Source organism: Sphingopyxis granuli (assembly GCF_001559015.1).
Classification (GTDB): Bacteria; Pseudomonadota; Alphaproteobacteria; order Sphingomonadales; family Sphingomonadaceae; genus Sphingopyxis; species Sphingopyxis granuli.
In genome coordinates, this window is the sequence record NZ_CP012199.1 from 964,443 (window position 1) to 978,621 (window position 14,179).

Consider the following 14,179-nt stretch of genomic DNA (forward strand, 5'->3'; position numbering starts at 1 on the left):
CTAGTCCAGACGGCCGTAAAGTCAATGAAAATTAACCCTATGCGACCCGAATGCAACACCGGGCCGGCCGCGCTCGGCCTCAGTCTTCGCGCAGGCGGTCGGCGAAGCCCTTGCGCAGCTTGGCGAGTTTCGGCGGGATGGAGGCGAGACAATAGGGGCTGCTCTGTCCCTCGCCGTTCCAATAGGCCTGATGGTAATCTTCGGCCGGATACCAGGGAGATGCGGGCTCGATCGCGGTGACGATCGGCTGCGGCCAGTTGGGCTGCGCGCGTTCGATCGCGGCGCGCGCCGCGGCGGCCTGCTCGTCGTTCAGCGGAAAGACGGCGCTGCGATACTGCGTGCCGATGTCATTGCCCTGACGGTTGAGCTGCGTCGGGTCGTGCGTCGCGAAAAGGACGTCGAGCAGATCGTCGTAGGCGATGACGGCGGGATCATAGGTGATGCGGATCGCCTCGGCATGGCCCGTGTCGCCGTTGCAGACCTGCTTGTAGGTCGGGTTGGCGACGCTGCCCCCGGTATAGCCGCTCTCGACGCGCTCGACCCCCGCGAGCGATTGAAAGACCGCTTCGGTGCACCAGAAACAGCCTCCGGCGAAAACGGCGGTGTCGTGGGGCATGGCGGGCATCCTTGCGAAGAGTGGGAGGAGGCCCTTCAGATAGGAGGCCGCGCGCGCTATTCCAAGGGCGGCATGTCGTCGATCAACGGCGGATGCAGCGGTTCGCCGGCGGCGCGTGCGGCCGCGATCGCCGCCGCTTCGCGCTCGACCGAAGCGACCCGGTCGCGCCACCCCGGATGGGTCAGCGCCGGAAAGAGCGGGCGCCCCTTGCGTCCGCCGAACTTGCGCCAGAAGCGCGCCGCGGCTTCGGGATCGTAACCCGCGCCGGCGAGCAGCCAGACCGACAGCCGGTCGGCCTCGGCCTCGGTCTGGCGGAACAGACGGGCGCTGCGGCCGAGTTCCTTGAACAGGCCGCGATCGACCCCCGCCGCGTCGAGCCGCGCGCGGTGGCGCAGGATATTGTGCGCCAGTTCGTGCGCGACCGCCGCCGCCAGTTCGGCATCGTCGGTCGCGAAGCTCGCCAGCCCGGCGCTGATCCGCACCAGCCGGCCGTCGGCGCCGCCGGCGGGCCGGTCGGCCGCCTCGACGCGGAAATCGCTCACGCAGCCGGCGACGGGGACGACCGCCGCATGGCGTCCGTCGGCGATCGTGAGCGCCGCGGGCGCATCGACGGGCAGCGCGGCGGCTTGCGTCTCCAAAACGGCGATACGGGCAAAAGGGTCCGCGTCATCGGCGGGCGGCACGGGGATGCCGTCGATCGCGAACACCGGCGTTCCGCGATGCAGGTCGGCGCGCGCGGCGGGTGTATCGGGTGCGACGGCGGCCAGATAGGGCGTGTCGGCGTCGGGCGCGGCATAGGCGGCGAGTGCGGCGGGGCGCCGGCTCTCGTCATAGAGGCGCGGATCGCCCCAGATCCAGCCGAACTGCGGTTGCTGCGCCGTGCACCACGCCGCATTGGCGGTGGTCAGACGAAAGCCGATCGCCGCGACCCGCGCCTCGAGGCCCGCGAGCTGGTCGTAAAGACCGGCTGGCCCGGGTGTCGCCGCGACCGCGGGCGTGGCGGTGCTGGCGGCGAAGGCGGTCAGGATGGGCAGGAGGAGACGGACGGCGCGCGGCATCGGTCCGCCCTATCAATCCTCGCCTGTCGCAGCCATGAATTTCAGAATCGCTCCCCTCCTGCTCGTGGAAGGGCAGCGAGCGCTGCCAGCTTGCTCGCTACGCGCAGCGGGGTGGGCCTTGACCGCGCCGCCCCGTCGCGGCGACGACAATCCACTTTGAAAAACGGCGCATGATTCGGCCGATCTCGTCACCCCGGACTTGATCCGGGGTCCCGCTTGTCACCGTCGCCGCGTGGGACCGCGGATCAAGTCCGGGGTGACGAGGAAGACAAGTGCGCCTCTCAAGGTCAGATGGCGCCACCCTCCTCCGTTCGGGCCCTTGCCTATCGCATCGCAAGCGGCGATAGGGCGGGCGATGACGCAGGCTCCCGTTCATCCCCGCCCGGCGGCGCTCGCGCGCTGGCTGTGGGCCGTTGCGCTGCTGGTGATCGCCGTGGTCGCCGTCGGCGGCATCACCCGCCTCACCGAATCGGGGCTCTCGATCACCGAATGGAAGCCGGTGTCGGGCGTGTTGCCGCCGCTGACCGACGCCGCCTGGCTGGCCGAGTTCGAGAAATACAAGCAGATACCCGAATATCGGGAGATCAACTTCGGCATGTCGCTCGCCGCGTTCAAGGCGATCTTCTTCTGGGAATGGCTGCACCGCATCCTCGGCCGGCTCGTCGGGCTGGCGCTGCTCGTCCCGCTCGCCTGGTATGCGTGGCGCCGCGCGGTTCCCGCGGGCTATGGCTGGCGGTTGCTGGCGCTGGCCGCGCTCGTCGGATTGCAGGGCGCGATCGGCTGGTGGATGGTCGCCTCGGGACTCGTCGATCGCACCGACGTCAGCCATTACCGTCTGGCGACCCATCTGCTGACCGCGCTCTTCCTGCTCGCCGCGCTGGTCTGGACCGCCCGCGATCTCGGCACCCTCGCGCGCGATCCCGCTGCCCGGCCCGCGCCGTTGACCGGACCGGGGATCGCCGTCGCGCTGATCCTGACCGTCCAGCTTCTGCTCGGCGCCTGGGTCGCGGGGCTCAATGCCGGCTATGTGGCGAGCGACTGGCCGATGATGAACGATCATTTCGTGCCGCGCGGCATCGATTGGTCGAACGGTGTCTGGTTCGCCGTCACCAACGACCCCTTCCTGCTGCATTTCCTGCATCGCTGGTGGTCCTGGATTGCCGCGCTTGCGCTGTTGCTGCTGGCGCGTGTGCTGGCGCGGCGCGGCGCGCGGGTCGAGCCGGCGCTGCTGCTGCTCGTCGTCGCCGCGCAGATGACGCTCGGCATCCTCACCGTCGTCAGCGGCATTTCGATGTGGATCGCGGTGCTGCACCAGTTGACGGGCGCGCTGCTGGTCGCGGTGACGGCGGCGGCGCTGCATCGGCTCGGCCGCCGCACCGCATGATGTTCGCCGCCGCGTTGCTGTGGCTCGCCGGCCCGGCATCCGCGCCGCCGCCCGCCGTCGTCCCGGCGCCTGCGGCATCGGTCGTCTTCGCGCCGCCGCTCGACCGGCCGATGCGCTATCGTGTGACGACCCGCCGCCTGGGGCGCGACGGCGGGCTGCTCGGCTTCTCGTTGCTCTACGACCTGCAATGGCAGCGCGCGGGGCGTGGTTACCGGCTGGTCGCGACGCTGCGCCGGATCGATTCGGATGCGCCGCCCCGCGCCGTGCGCGCGCTGACCGCGGTGCTCCAGCCGCTGGTCGGCGAGGCGATGACCTATCTCGTCGCGCCCGATGGCGGCCGGATCGACCTCGTCGACGCCGAACGGCTGTGGGATCGCGCGATGGCGCGCACCGAAGCGCTTGCCGCCGCTGCGGACCAGCCGGAGGCGAAGCAGCTGGCGGCGCTGGTCGCGGCGCTCTCGCCCGATGAGCGCGCGGCGCTCGCGAGCGCCGACATCCGCGCGCTGCTCGCGCCCGCCAACGCCGCCAGCGGGATCGGCGGCACCGTGGCGCCGGACGGCGACGGTACGCGCGAAACAGTGGCGAAGGTCGAGGCCACGACCGCCGCGGCGCAGCCGCTCGTCATCGACAACCTGTGGACCATCGACCGGGCGACGGGACTGGTCCTGCGCGAGCAGCGACAGAGCTGGATCGTCGGGGCGGACGGCGGCGCCCGCACGCTCGTCGAGGAACGGATTCGCGCGATCGAACCCGACGTCTCCTGATCAAGGTATCATGATACCTGTCGGCAAAGCCGCGCGATACTTGACTTTCCGCGCCGTTCCCGCCATTGGCCCGCTCCGAAGCGCCGCTTCGCCCCTTGCGGGCAGGCGGCGCGGCTTGTTTCGGGGCGGCGGCCGGTTCCGTCGCCCGGTTCCATCTCTGTCAAGGAGCGTGCCATGAAGGCGCTGACCAAGACGACCCAGTCGGCGAACGCCGCGACGGTCGAAAAGAAATGGGTGCTGATCGACGCCGACGGCCTGGTCGTGGGCCGCGTCGCGACGATCATCGCCAACATCCTGCGCGGCAAGCACAAGCCGAGCTTCACCCCGCACGTCGATTGCGGTGACAATGTCATCGTCATCAACGCCGAAAAGGTGAAGTTCACCGGCAAGAAGCTGACCGACAAGAATTATTACAAGCACACCGGCTATGCCGGCGGCATCAAGGAAATCTCGGCGCAGAAGGTGCTCGAGGGCCGCTTTCCCGAGCGCGTGCTCGAAAAGGCCGTCGAGCGCATGATCCCGCGCGGCCCCCTCGGGCGCCAGCAGATGCGCAACCTGCGCGTCTTCGCCGGCAGCGAGCATCCGCACGCCGGGCAGAACCCCGAAGTGATCGACGTCGCGTCGATGAACCGCAAGAACAAGGTGGGTGCATAATGGCTGACGAACAGACCATGACCGATCTCAAGGATCTCGCCGGCGCCGTCGAAGGCACCGTCGCCCCCGCGGCCCCGGCCGCGCCGCTGCGCGAAAAGCAGGTCGACAAGCAGGGCCGCGCCTATGCGACCGGTCGCCGCAAGGACGCCGTAGCCCGCGTGTGGGTGAAGCCCGGTTCGGGCAAGATCACCATCAACGGCCGCGACCAGGAAACCTATTTCGCGCGCCCGACGCTGCGCCTCGTCATCAACCAGCCGTTCGGCGTCGCCGATCGCGTCGGCCAGTATGACGTCGTCGCGACCGTCAAGGGCGGCGGCCTGTCGGGCCAGGCGGGCGCCGTGAAGCACGGCATCGCGCAGGCGTTGACCCGCTTCGAGCCCGCGCTGCGCGGCACCGTCAAGGCGGCCGGCTTCCTGACCCGCGACAGCCGCGCGGTCGAGCGCAAGAAGTACGGCAAGGCGAAGGCCCGCCGCAGCTTCCAGTTCTCGAAGCGCTAACCAGCTTTTTCCGCCGACGGGTGGAAAAGAGGAGGGCGGTCCGGCAACGGGCCGCCCTTTTCGCATTAGGACGGGTGCCGGTCCGGCGCGCTACAGCAGGTCGAGGCTGCCGAGCGCCAGCGCCTGGCGTGCCGGGCGTTCGGCCATCACCGCGAACATCTCGTCGCCGCGATCGGTGCGCTCGACGTTCATCGAAGCGAAGACCGCCATGAAATAGCCGCTGAGGGCGCCGACGCGGTAATCGGTCCACAGCGCCTCGGCATCGGCATCGATGCCGCGCGCGTGCAGCGCGGCGATCCAGCGGTCGAAAGCGGGCCGGTCGGCCGCGGCGCGTTCAGCCGGATCGGCGATGCTGGTGCCCACCAGATAGGCGAGATCGGTCGCACCGCTGCCGCGCCCCAGCGTCTGCCAGTCGACGAGCCAGCAACGCGCCGCGTCGGGGGAGAAGAGGATATTGTCGATCCGGAGGTCGCCGTGGACGATCGTCCTGACGGCGGGCACGCGTGTCAGCCAGGCGTCGAGTCGGTCGACGATCCCGGTGCCGAGATCAAGCGTCTCGCGGTCGAGCCGCGCCGCGTAGCGCTCGCGAAAACCTGCATAGAGTTGGGGGAAGAGCGCGCGGACGACATCGGCGCTGTCGCGCGCGAGCCACGGCAGCGCGTCGAGCCGCGCGTCGTTCCACAGCAGCGCATGCAGCCCCGCCGCCGCGTCGATGCAGGGGCCGAGCCCGGCGAGGTCCAGTCCGGCCAGCTGGTCGCCTTGCCGCGCGGGCGCGAGGTCGGACAGGATCAGGATGAAGTCGATGGCATTGTCGGCGATCTCGGCATGGTGGCAATGCGGTGCGGCGACCCCGCTTCCCGCCGCGAGTTCGCGATACCAGCTCACCTCCTTGACGTAGGTGCCGACGACTGCCGCGATGTGACGGCTCGCTTCGTCGCGGCTCGGGCATTTGGCGACGACCGTCGCGGGGGTTTCGGCGCCGTTGGCCCAGTCGAGCGTCAGGCGGAAGCTGTCGCACATCTGCCCGGTGCCGATCGGCGTCGCGGTGAACCCGCGGAGCGCGCCTGGCGGCCGGCCGAGTGCGTCCGCGAGCCACTCCGCCGTCATGTCATCCGGCGTCGTCGGAAAGCTCATGTCGCAGGGTCCATCAGGCCGGAAAGGCCGCTCGGCGCATGCGGGCCGACGAAAAGCTGTTCGAGCACTCCGACGCCGCGCTGCACGCCGCCGCCATCGGCGAGTTCGGCCGCGACGAAGGCCTGGATATGCATGGCGAGCGGATTGCCCCAGTCGCGCTCGGCTTCGCTCAGCCTGTCGTGCGCGACGGCGTCGTCGCCATGGTCGAGGCCGTGGCCCCAGACCGGGTGACCATAGCCCAGCCCGCTCATCGCGAACACCGGCCCCGACGGGGTAAGCGTCAGCGACCGGCCGGCGCCGAGGGCGGCGATCAGCTTCGCGATGCGCCGCGTGCCGCCTTGCCAGGCGATTTCGAAGGTCGCGGCATCGAAATGCCGTTCGCTGCCCCCCTTGCTCGAGGCATCGCCGACGATCACGGCGCGGCGATTCCACGGTGCCCCCGCGCCATCGTCGTTGCTGTGGAAGAACAGCGAGCTCCGGTCGAAGTTGCACGGCGTCCAAAGCCAGAAGAACTGGTTGAAATTGCCCTCGGGCGGCGGCTGCGGCTCGCTGGCGCCGACTGGGCGCACGCCCCAGCTCCGGTCGCGCGTTCCCGTCCAGTCGGCGCCGGCGTCGATGCGGACGCCGTCCACCGACAGCCAGCCCGTCCAGCGGCCGTTCTGCGTCAGCCGCGTATAGTCCATGAACAGGCGCGTCCCGTTACGGCGGATGAAGCGCGGCTCCTCGATCGGGAAATGACGGCCGGTGAAGCTGAGTTCGGCGGCCAGCGGACCGTCGTTCGGGGCGATGCGCAGCGTCAGCCGTTCGAGCGGCGCGTCGATGCGGATCGCGATCGGGCCGACCGCCAGGTCGAGCCGCTCGCCGCCCGAGCGCCGGCTTGCGCGCAGATTATACTGGATGCCGTCGACGATCGCGCAAAAGCTGGCGTCGACGATGCCGAGCTGCGGATAGAAGCCCATCGCTGCCGCGAAGAAGACCGACCCGTCCGGACTGGCGCCGTTGAAGAAATAGCGATCATAGAAATTGCGGTCGGTGCCCGCGAACGCAATCGGCTCGCTGGTCTGGTGAAGCGGAAAATCGTCGCCCTTGGTCAGCATGGTTCCTCGTCCCGTTTTTTCTTGCAACCTAACGGGATAGGGCCGCGCGTCAATGCACCGGCGGATCGACCGGCGGCACCGCGCCGATGGGGGCGACCGGCTCGTCCGCGTCGCGCGGCGGCAGTGCGTCGGGCGGCACGGCGTCTATCTGCATGTCGCGGGTCGGGACGTGGGCGAGGTTGCGGACGCGCACCTCGACCTGCTTGCCATCGAGGGTGATGGCGTTGAAGCTCGGTGGGGTCGATCGGATGCGCTGCGACAGCGTGCCCGCGCCGATCATGCGGATCGGACCCGCGGGGGTTTCCCGCATCAGGTCGAAGGGGTCGTGGACATGGCCGGTCAGCACCGCCGCCACCCCGCGCGCGGCGAGCGCGGTCAGCGCCGCCTCGCCGCCCCGCGTCAGCGCGCGTCCCTTCGTTCCCGCCTCGACAAGTGGGTGGTGCGCGGTGACGAGGACGACCGCGCTATTCGGCAGCGAGTCGATCGCGGCGAGCGTCCTGTCGAGCGCGCGCGGGGTCACGCAGCCCTTCGACCAGTCGAGCCGCCACTGCGCGCGCGCCGTGGTCTTGAGCGGCACGACCGAGACGCCGGCGAGATCGAGTTCGCGTTCGACCAGCGCACGAATCCGCCCGATGCGCGCATAGGGGCGAAAGGCGCGCGCGATGGGATTGAAATAGGGCAGATCGTGGTTGCCGACCTCGACCGTCACCGGCAGGTCGAGCGCCGCGATCCAGTCGCACGCGGCGGCGAATTCGCGGCTTCGCGCACGCATCGTCAGGTCGCCGGTGATCAGCACCGCATCGGGGCGTTCGCGCCGCACGCAGTCGCGGAACCAGGCCAGCGCATCGCGATCCTCCAGCCCGAAATGCAGGTCGCTGATATGGAAGAGGCGCGTCATGCCGTCGCGATGAAGTCGACCGCGCTCTGTCCGATCGCGAAGCGCGCGGGGGCGGCGATCTCGTCGAGCTCGCCGTCATATTCGAGACTGATCGGGCTTTCGCTTTCGAGGACGATCGTTTCGCCCTGCGCGAGGTCCTCGCTCGGTCCGTCGCGGAAATCGCCGCCGAGCCACGCGAGACCGTGCCGCAGCACGTCGGCCGACCCGTCGATTATCACGCCGTCGGCGCGAAGACCGCGGCGCGTTGGAGTCAGGACGATCGCCGGATAGCTCTTTCCATCGCCGCCGATCCGCACGCCGGGGGCGTTCAGCATCGCGTCGATCGCATCGGGCGCGTCGCGGCTTGCCTCGATCAGCCCTTGCTGGCGCATCGTCTCGCGTACCTCGGCCCAGCGCGTCGCGGGCCCGGCGACGACGGTGATGAACGCCTCGCGCGTTGCCGACCGGACGGTCGGAATGGGTGCGCGCCGCCCCTTTCCGCCCAGCGCATCGGTCAGGATGTCGGCCGCGGGCCGGTCGCCGTGCAATTGCTTGGACAGCAGGTTCAGCGTTCCGCCGGGCAGCGGCAGGACCGCGCCCGGCCAGCCCGCGCATCGCGTCGCGGCGGCATTGATCGTCCCGTCGCCGGTCCACACGGCCAGCAGATCGATGTCCTGCGCGCGCAATGCCTCCGCATCGGGCAGGTCGTCGTCGGGCAGCGCGACGGTGGCGGCGAGCGGGACACCGGCCGCGCGGCAGGCGTCGACCAGTTGCCGGTGCACGGCTTCGTCGTAGCTGCCGCTCTGGCTGTTGCAGATGAGGGCGGGGCGGTGGAAGGCGCGGGTCATGCCGCATTCTACGCACGAGCGCGCAAATGGTGGCGGCGCTCGGTGCTTGTTCGGCGGCGCGCGGCCCTGTAGGTGCGGGGGCCTGCGCAGGCGCCGCGATGGAAAGGCGACGATTGATCAAGGTCCTCCTCCTCATCGGGCTGCTCGTCCTGCTGTTCGGTGGCGGCGCAAAGGCGGCCGTCTCCCACGGGACGAAGGCGCTCGACCTTGCCGACAAATTGCTTGGTAAAGGCGCGCGCGCCGCGCGGCGGTTGCTGGCCGGCCAGCCCTATGGCCGCGGACCGCGCCAACTGCTCGACATCTGGGTGCCGGAGGGCACGGAGCGCGGCGACCGGCTGCCGGTCGTTGTCTTCTTCTATGGCGGCGGCTGGAGCAGCGGCGAGCGCGAGAGCCATGGTTTCGTCGCCCGCGCGCTTGCCGGCGAGGGGTTCGTCGCGGTGATTCCCGACTATCGGCTGACGCCCAAGGCGCATTGGCCCGATTTCCTGGAGGATGCCGCCGCCGCGGTCGCCTGGACGCGCGATTATATCGGCGATCTCGGCGGAGACCCCGACCGTATTGCGCTGATGGGGCATTCGGCGGGCGCCTATAATGCGGTGATGCTTGCGCTCGACCCGCAATGGATGCGCGGCGCAGGAAGCGACGCATCGGTGATCCGCGGGGTAGTGGGCCTCGCCGGCCCCTATGATTTCCTGCCGTTCGAAAAGGGCGGCATGGCCGACAAGGCGATGGGCAAGATTCGCCCGCCCGAGCGGACGCAACCGATCGCACAGGTGCGCGGCGATGCGCCACCGCTGTGGCTGGCGAGCGGCGACCAGGATCGCACGGTGCGTCCGCACAACAGTCGCAATCTGGCCGCCGCAATCGAGAAGGCGGGCGGCTCCGTCACTTTGCGGCTTTATCCCGGCATCGGGCATATCGGGATTGTCACGGCACTGGCGGCGGCCTTCCGGGGCAAGGCGCCGGTGCTGGCAGACGCGAGCGATTTCCTGCGTGGCGTCACCGGACGCCGCATCGCGCCGGCAGAGGATGCCGCCCGATGACCGCCGCGCATCCGGTTCCCATCCCCGCCATCCTTCTCGCGGGCAGTCGCCCCGGCCCCGATCCGCTGCTGACCGGAAGCGGCGTGTCGACCAAGGCGCTGCTGCCGATCGCGGGCCAGCCGATGCTCGTCCATGTCGTCGCGGCGCTGCGCGCCTCGCCGCTGGTCGGGCCGATCACCATCCTCGCACAGGCCAGCGCCGAACTGGCGGCGGAGCCGGGGCTCGCGGGGTTCGCCGACCTGCATTTCGCGGACTCGGGACAGGGGATCAGCGCCTCGCTTGCCGCCGCGCTGCCGGAGGGCGACGCGCCGGTGCTGGTGACGACCGCCGACAATGTGCTGCTGACCCCCGCGATGATCGCCGCCTTCCTGACCGGCGCGGAGGACAGCGATGTCGCGGTCGCGATGGTCGAGCGCCGGGTGCTGCTGGCACGCTATCCCGAATCGAAGCGGACGTGGCTCAAATTTCGCGGCGGCTGGTGGTCGGGGGCGAACCTGTTCCGCCTGCGCGGTCGGCGCGTGCTGCCGTTGCTCGATTTCTGGAGCCGCATCGAGCGCGATCGCAAGAAAGGATTGAAGATCGTCGCCGCCTTCGGCCCGTGGCTGTTGATCGGGGCGCTGCTGCGGCTCTTCACGATCCAGCAGGGCGTCGCGCGCGCCGGGCGGCGCTTCGGGCTGAAGGCGAAGGTTGTGCCGATGGCGGAAGGCGAGGCGTGCATCGACGCCGACAAGCCTGCCGACATCGAACTGATCGAGCGGATTCTCGCCGCGCGCCGCTGAACGCTGCGGTCGCTTTTTGTGGCAACCGGCGCCAAGCGGTTCTAGGGCGACGGCCATGAGCATCAAGAAAGCCATCATCCTGTCCGCCGGGCAGGGATCGCGGCTGCTGCCGCTGACCCGCGACCTGCCCAAATGCCTGATCGAGTTCAACGGGCGCAGCCTGCTCGGCTGGCAGGTCGCGGCACTCGCCGCCAATGGCGTCGAGGATATCGTCGTCGTGACGGGATTCCGGACCGAGCGGGTCGAGGATCACGCACTGGAACTCTATCGCGATACCGGCGCGCGCGTCCGCACCCTGTTCAATCCCTTCTTTCAGGTCGCCGACAATCTGGGCACCTGCTGGATCGCGCGCGGGGAGATGGACCGGGATTTCATCATCCTCAACGGCGATACCATCGTGTCCGACGAGATCGTGGCCCGGCTGATCGCCGGTGCGAGCGAACCGATCACCGTCACCGTCGACGTCAAGGACGCCTATGACGACGACGACATGAAGGTGACGCGCGACGCCGAGGGACGACTTCATGCGGTCGGCAAGCGGCTGTTGCCCCCCGATACCAATGCCGAATCGATCGGCATGCTGGCGTTCGTCGACGACGGCCCCGCGATCTTTCGCAACCAGGTCGACCAGATGATGCGCACCCCCGACGGCGTCGAGCGTTGGTATCTGCGGGCGATCGACATCATCGCCAAGGGCAATCGCGTCGGCACCGTGTCGATCGAGGGCCTCGACTGGCAGGAGGTCGATTTCCCGCAGGACGTCGAGGCGGCCGATGCGCTGACCGCCCGCTGGGCGACCGAGGGACGCTACGCGAAATAGGGCTTGAGCCAGGCGGCGAGCGCCGCGACCTGCCCGTCGTCCAGCTTCACTGCCTTACCGAGATCGGGCTGGCCGGGCCAACCAGCGTCGACGGCGGCCACGCCCGCCGCGGATCGTTCGCCCTCGTAGCGGGGCAGGACGTGGAAGTGGACGTGCGGGTCGACCATCATCAGCATCAGATAGTTGATTCTCGCATAGCCCACGGCGGCGGTCAGCGCCGATTCGATGGCGACCGTCACGGTCTTGAGCTCCGCATGGGCGGCAGCGGGCAGGTCGCCGAAGGCGGTCGCGTCGGACTTTGCCGCCAGCACCAGCGAACCGAGCGTCGGCTGGGCGGGGCGCAGCAGGACGAGCCAATGGTCGAACTCGGCGATCAGCGTCGCCGGATAGCCGAATTTCTCTATGGTTGCGTTCATGGCGCGGCCTCCTCCATCCAACTGACGATCGGGCGCCCGGATCGGCGCATCCGATAGGCCTGGGCGAGCCGCACCGCATGGACGACCAGCGAGATGACCGTCCACCAGGCAAGCGCGATCAGGCCGATGTCGGGCCGGCCGGCGAGCGTCGCGACGAAAAGGATCGCCATGTTCGGGTTGCGGCGCGCGGTGATCAGGCGAAAGCGGCTGTCGAATGTCTGCCAGACATGGATGTCCATGCCGAAATCCTTGATGAACAGCCCCTCGATCACGCGCTGGAGGATATAGCCCGCGATCACCGCGACCATGACCAGCAGAAACGCCTGGCTCGACAGGGCAAGCCCCCAGGCGGAAAGGCCGACGCCCCAGAAATACCACCAGAAAGGCGGGTGGATCAGGTCGACGCCATGATCGGCGACATTGCCCCATTTGGACGAGGTGATGGTGCAGCGCGCAAGCTTTCCGTCGACCGTGTCGAGCACCATGAAGATGAATCCCGCCAGCATCCCCGTCCAATACTGCCCCTGCGCGAACAGGACGGTGGCATAGACGCACAGCGCCGCACCGATTGCGGTCACCATGTTGGGCGTCATGCCCAGTCGGGCCGCGATCCGCGTCAGCCACAGCGCGAGTTCGGGCCACAGATATTTGGTAAGCAGGTCGGTCACGCCCTTGTAGGCGCCGAAATAGCTTTGCCGTTCGATGGCCCGGCTTCTTTCCGGCGTCAGCCGCTCGGCAAACGGCGTTTCCAGCTTGCGAAGCTGCTCGTTGTAAAAGCTGCGGTTCTCCAGCGGCAACCGTTCGATCCCGTCGAGCCGCAAGGGGTCGGTGCCGTCCGGCAAGACGCCCAGCACCAGTTCGCCGCCGATGGTCAGCGCGACGCCCGGGCGCTTGATCGCCTCGTCGATCAGCGTCGGATCGAAAGCAAAGGCAAGATTGACGTACAGCGCCTCGCCCGGTGCGATCCGTTCGGCGATGGCGCGCTTGACGGCGAGCCGTCGGACGCGCTCGGCGTTGCTCATTCCCCAGATCGGCGTGGTATTGTCGCCGATCAGGCGCAGCGCGGATATGTCACCCATGATTGTCCTGTCCCTCACCCATCGCGGCCAGGTGGCTCGCGACGGCATTGGCTGTTGTATAGGGAAGCGCGAAACGCCTGAGATCGGTGCGCGGGGGCGGTGCCTCGAGCCATTTCCGCAGCGCATCGCTCAGCGCTTCCGTCGACCGCTCGACTGTCGCGCACCCGGGCAGGTCGGCCAGCAGTTCGCGTGCGCTGGCGAAGCAATCGGTGCTGACGACCGGAAGGTTGGATGCCAGGGCCTCGATCACCACCGCGGGCAGTCCTTCGTAATCCGAGGACAGGACAAACAGGTCGGCGGCGGCCATCTGCGCCGGCATGTCCGGTGTATAGCCGATCATCTCCACCCGATCCGCCACGCCGAGATCGGCGGCAAGGGCGGCGAGGGCCGCGCGCTGCGGACCGTCGCCCGCGATGCGCAACCGCGCGTCGCGAGGGTTGGCGGCGGCAAAAGCCCGCAGCAGCCGGTCGAAACGCTTTTGCGCGGTCAGTCGGCCGGCGCCGAGCAACAGGATCGGGCCATCTGCGCGCCCTTCGCGCTCGGGCGCGGCAAAGGCATCGGTCAGATAGGCATTGTGCACCATATGGAACCGGTCACCTGCAGCCGGAAATTGCTTCCGGAGCAGCGTCGTTTCCGCATCGCTCAGCGTCAATACCCCGGCGGCACGGCGAAAGATCAGGCCATAGACCGCACGCCGCAGACGGCCGGCGACGGCGCCGTCCGACTGGCGGACGATCGGGTTCGTCGTCTTGATGTAATAGCGCGCGTGCGTTTTGGCTGAAATCACGCCCAGCGCCGCGAACCAGTTGATATTGTTTCCGGTCGCCAGCACGATGTCGGGACGATGCTTGCGCAACCAGCGGCGATAGGAAAGGAAGGTGACGATCTGTCCCAGCGCCCGGCTGCGCTGGCGGCGGTCGGCGAGCGCATGGCTTTCGACGCCCGGGCGCGGCATGTCTTCCAGATCGGGAGCCTGGCCTGCCGAGGTGCAATAGAGGATGGCCACCCGGTGCCCGGCTTCCGCGAAGCCGTTGGCGAGATGGTTCAGCACGCGCGTCGTTCCGCCCTGATCCGCAGCATAGGCTACGAGTGTTATGAAGGCCAAGCCGGGGT

16 protein-coding genes are annotated in these 14,179 nt (G+C 69.0%); 7 read left to right on the forward strand and 9 right to left on the reverse strand.

Features of this window, described 5'->3' with window-relative positions; genetic code table 11:
- Nucleotides 1-79: 79 nt before the first annotated feature.
- The gene (gene msrA, locus SGRAN_RS04565) at nucleotides 80-616 is read right to left on the reverse strand and encodes a peptide-methionine (S)-S-oxide reductase MsrA (protein ID WP_067181021.1); all 537 of its coding nucleotides are present in this window, start codon (nucleotides 614-616) and stop codon (nucleotides 80-82) included.
- A 56-nt stretch (nucleotides 617-672) separates the two neighbouring features.
- Nucleotides 673-1,674, reverse strand: coding sequence for a M48 family metallopeptidase (locus tag SGRAN_RS04570; protein WP_067181024.1), 1,002 nt, complete (start codon nucleotides 1,672-1,674; stop codon nucleotides 673-675).
- A gap of 355 nt (nucleotides 1,675-2,029) precedes the next feature.
- Here SGRAN_RS04570 and SGRAN_RS04575 point away from each other — a divergent pair, with 355 nt between their 5' ends.
- From SGRAN_RS04575 to rpsI, 4 genes are all read left to right on the forward strand, one after another.
- The gene (locus SGRAN_RS04575; RefSeq protein ID WP_067181027.1) at nucleotides 2,030-3,058 is read left to right on the forward strand and encodes a COX15/CtaA family protein; all 1,029 of its coding nucleotides are present in this window, start codon (nucleotides 2,030-2,032) and stop codon (nucleotides 3,056-3,058) included.
- Nucleotides 3,055-3,822 carry a hypothetical protein gene (locus tag SGRAN_RS04580; RefSeq protein WP_067181029.1) on the forward strand — a complete coding sequence of 256 codons (768 nt, stop codon included), beginning with the start codon at nucleotides 3,055-3,057 and terminating at the stop codon, nucleotides 3,820-3,822. The genes SGRAN_RS04575 and SGRAN_RS04580 overlap by 4 nt, the downstream gene beginning before the upstream one ends.
- 174 nt (nucleotides 3,823-3,996) lie before the next feature.
- On the forward strand, nucleotides 3,997-4,476 hold the full coding sequence (gene rplM / locus SGRAN_RS04585; RefSeq protein ID WP_067107115.1) for a 50S ribosomal protein L13: 480 nt from the start codon (nucleotides 3,997-3,999) through the stop codon (nucleotides 4,474-4,476).
- Nucleotides 4,476-4,973 (forward strand): 30S ribosomal protein S9, encoded by a 498-nt coding sequence (gene rpsI / locus SGRAN_RS04590; protein ID WP_067107118.1) that lies wholly within the window; start codon nucleotides 4,476-4,478, stop codon nucleotides 4,971-4,973. The genes rplM and rpsI overlap by 1 nt, the downstream gene beginning before the upstream one ends.
- A gap of 90 nt (nucleotides 4,974-5,063) precedes the next feature.
- Here rpsI and SGRAN_RS04595 read toward each other — a convergent pair whose 3' ends face one another.
- Genes SGRAN_RS04595 through SGRAN_RS04610 form a run of 4 tightly spaced genes read right to left on the reverse strand, consistent with a single transcriptional unit; the run spans nucleotide 5,064 to nucleotide 8,929 of the window.
- The gene (locus tag SGRAN_RS04595; RefSeq protein WP_067181030.1) at nucleotides 5,064-6,107 is read right to left on the reverse strand and encodes a phosphotransferase family protein; all 1,044 of its coding nucleotides are present in this window, start codon (nucleotides 6,105-6,107) and stop codon (nucleotides 5,064-5,066) included.
- Nucleotides 6,104-7,204: a hypothetical protein gene (locus tag SGRAN_RS04600; protein ID WP_067181032.1), complete on the reverse strand. Its 1,101-nt coding sequence runs from the start codon at nucleotides 7,202-7,204 to the stop codon at nucleotides 6,104-6,106. Before SGRAN_RS04600 ends, SGRAN_RS04595 begins: the two co-directional genes overlap by 4 nt.
- Nucleotides 7,205-7,253: 49 nt before the next feature.
- Nucleotides 7,254-8,102, reverse strand: a complete 849-nt coding sequence (locus tag SGRAN_RS04605; protein ID WP_067181035.1) for a metallophosphoesterase family protein — start codon at nucleotides 8,100-8,102, stop codon at nucleotides 7,254-7,256.
- Nucleotides 8,099-8,929 (reverse strand): diacylglycerol/lipid kinase family protein, encoded by an 831-nt coding sequence (locus tag SGRAN_RS04610; RefSeq protein WP_067181036.1) that lies wholly within the window; start codon nucleotides 8,927-8,929, stop codon nucleotides 8,099-8,101. Before SGRAN_RS04610 ends, SGRAN_RS04605 begins: the two co-directional genes overlap by 4 nt.
- Nucleotides 8,930-9,042: 113 nt before the next feature.
- Here SGRAN_RS04610 and SGRAN_RS04615 point away from each other — a divergent pair, with 113 nt between their 5' ends.
- Genes SGRAN_RS04615 through SGRAN_RS04625 form a run of 3 tightly spaced genes read left to right on the forward strand, consistent with a single transcriptional unit; the run spans nucleotide 9,043 to nucleotide 11,571 of the window.
- A complete protein-coding gene (locus tag SGRAN_RS04615) occupies nucleotides 9,043-9,972 on the forward strand; it encodes an alpha/beta hydrolase (RefSeq protein ID WP_067181038.1) in 930 nt (309 codons plus the stop codon).
- Complete coding sequence (locus SGRAN_RS04620; RefSeq protein WP_067181041.1) at nucleotides 9,969-10,751, forward strand: nucleotidyltransferase family protein; 783 nt, start codon at nucleotides 9,969-9,971, stop codon at nucleotides 10,749-10,751. Before SGRAN_RS04615 ends, SGRAN_RS04620 begins: the two co-directional genes overlap by 4 nt.
- A 55-nt stretch (nucleotides 10,752-10,806) precedes the next feature.
- Nucleotides 10,807-11,571, forward strand: coding sequence for a phosphocholine cytidylyltransferase family protein (locus SGRAN_RS04625; RefSeq protein WP_067181043.1), 765 nt, complete (start codon nucleotides 10,807-10,809; stop codon nucleotides 11,569-11,571).
- On the opposite strand, the gene SGRAN_RS04630 is transcribed toward SGRAN_RS04625, so the two are convergent.
- Genes SGRAN_RS04630 through SGRAN_RS04640 form a run of 3 tightly spaced genes read right to left on the reverse strand, consistent with a single transcriptional unit; the run spans nucleotide 11,559 to nucleotide 14,171 of the window.
- Complete coding sequence (locus tag SGRAN_RS04630; RefSeq protein WP_067181046.1) at nucleotides 11,559-11,987, reverse strand: HIT family protein; 429 nt, start codon at nucleotides 11,985-11,987, stop codon at nucleotides 11,559-11,561. The genes SGRAN_RS04625 and SGRAN_RS04630 overlap by 13 nt on opposite strands.
- Nucleotides 11,984-13,066 (reverse strand): CDP-alcohol phosphatidyltransferase family protein, encoded by a 1,083-nt coding sequence (locus SGRAN_RS04635; RefSeq protein ID WP_082737067.1) that lies wholly within the window; start codon nucleotides 13,064-13,066, stop codon nucleotides 11,984-11,986. Before SGRAN_RS04635 ends, SGRAN_RS04630 begins: the two co-directional genes overlap by 4 nt.
- The gene (locus SGRAN_RS04640) at nucleotides 13,059-14,171 is read right to left on the reverse strand and encodes a glycosyltransferase (RefSeq protein ID WP_067181051.1); all 1,113 of its coding nucleotides are present in this window, start codon (nucleotides 14,169-14,171) and stop codon (nucleotides 13,059-13,061) included. Before SGRAN_RS04640 ends, SGRAN_RS04635 begins: the two co-directional genes overlap by 8 nt.
- Between the last annotated feature and the right edge of the window lie 8 nt (nucleotides 14,172-14,179).

Excerpts from the sequence above, each read along its gene's own strand:
- msrA (WP_067181021.1), bottom strand. The coding sequence starts at position 616 with ATGCCCCACGACACCGCCGTTTTCGCCGGAGGCTGTTTCTGGTGCACC.
- SGRAN_RS04570 (WP_067181024.1), bottom strand. The coding sequence starts at position 1,674 with ATGCCGCGCGCCGTCCGTCTCCTCCTGCCCATCCTGACCGCCTTCGCC.
- SGRAN_RS04575 (WP_067181027.1), top strand. The coding sequence starts at position 2,030 with ATGACGCAGGCTCCCGTTCATCCCCGCCCGGCGGCGCTCGCGCGCTGG.
- SGRAN_RS04580 (WP_067181029.1), top strand. The coding sequence starts at position 3,055 with ATGATGTTCGCCGCCGCGTTGCTGTGGCTCGCCGGCCCGGCATCCGCG.
- rplM (WP_067107115.1), top strand. The coding sequence starts at position 3,997 with ATGAAGGCGCTGACCAAGACGACCCAGTCGGCGAACGCCGCGACGGTC.
- rpsI (WP_067107118.1), top strand. The coding sequence starts at position 4,476 with ATGGCTGACGAACAGACCATGACCGATCTCAAGGATCTCGCCGGCGCC.
- SGRAN_RS04595 (WP_067181030.1), bottom strand. The coding sequence starts at position 6,107 with ATGAGCTTTCCGACGACGCCGGATGACATGACGGCGGAGTGGCTCGCG.
- SGRAN_RS04600 (WP_067181032.1), bottom strand. The coding sequence starts at position 7,204 with ATGCTGACCAAGGGCGACGATTTTCCGCTTCACCAGACCAGCGAGCCG.
- SGRAN_RS04605 (WP_067181035.1), bottom strand. The coding sequence starts at position 8,102 with ATGACGCGCCTCTTCCATATCAGCGACCTGCATTTCGGGCTGGAGGAT.
- SGRAN_RS04610 (WP_067181036.1), bottom strand. The coding sequence starts at position 8,929 with ATGACCCGCGCCTTCCACCGCCCCGCCCTCATCTGCAACAGCCAGAGC.
- SGRAN_RS04620 (WP_067181041.1), top strand. The coding sequence starts at position 9,969 with ATGACCGCCGCGCATCCGGTTCCCATCCCCGCCATCCTTCTCGCGGGC.
- SGRAN_RS04625 (WP_067181043.1), top strand. The coding sequence starts at position 10,807 with ATGAGCATCAAGAAAGCCATCATCCTGTCCGCCGGGCAGGGATCGCGG.
- SGRAN_RS04630 (WP_067181046.1), bottom strand. The coding sequence starts at position 11,987 with ATGAACGCAACCATAGAGAAATTCGGCTATCCGGCGACGCTGATCGCC.
- SGRAN_RS04635 (WP_082737067.1), bottom strand. The coding sequence starts at position 13,066 with ATGGGTGACATATCCGCGCTGCGCCTGATCGGCGACAATACCACGCCG.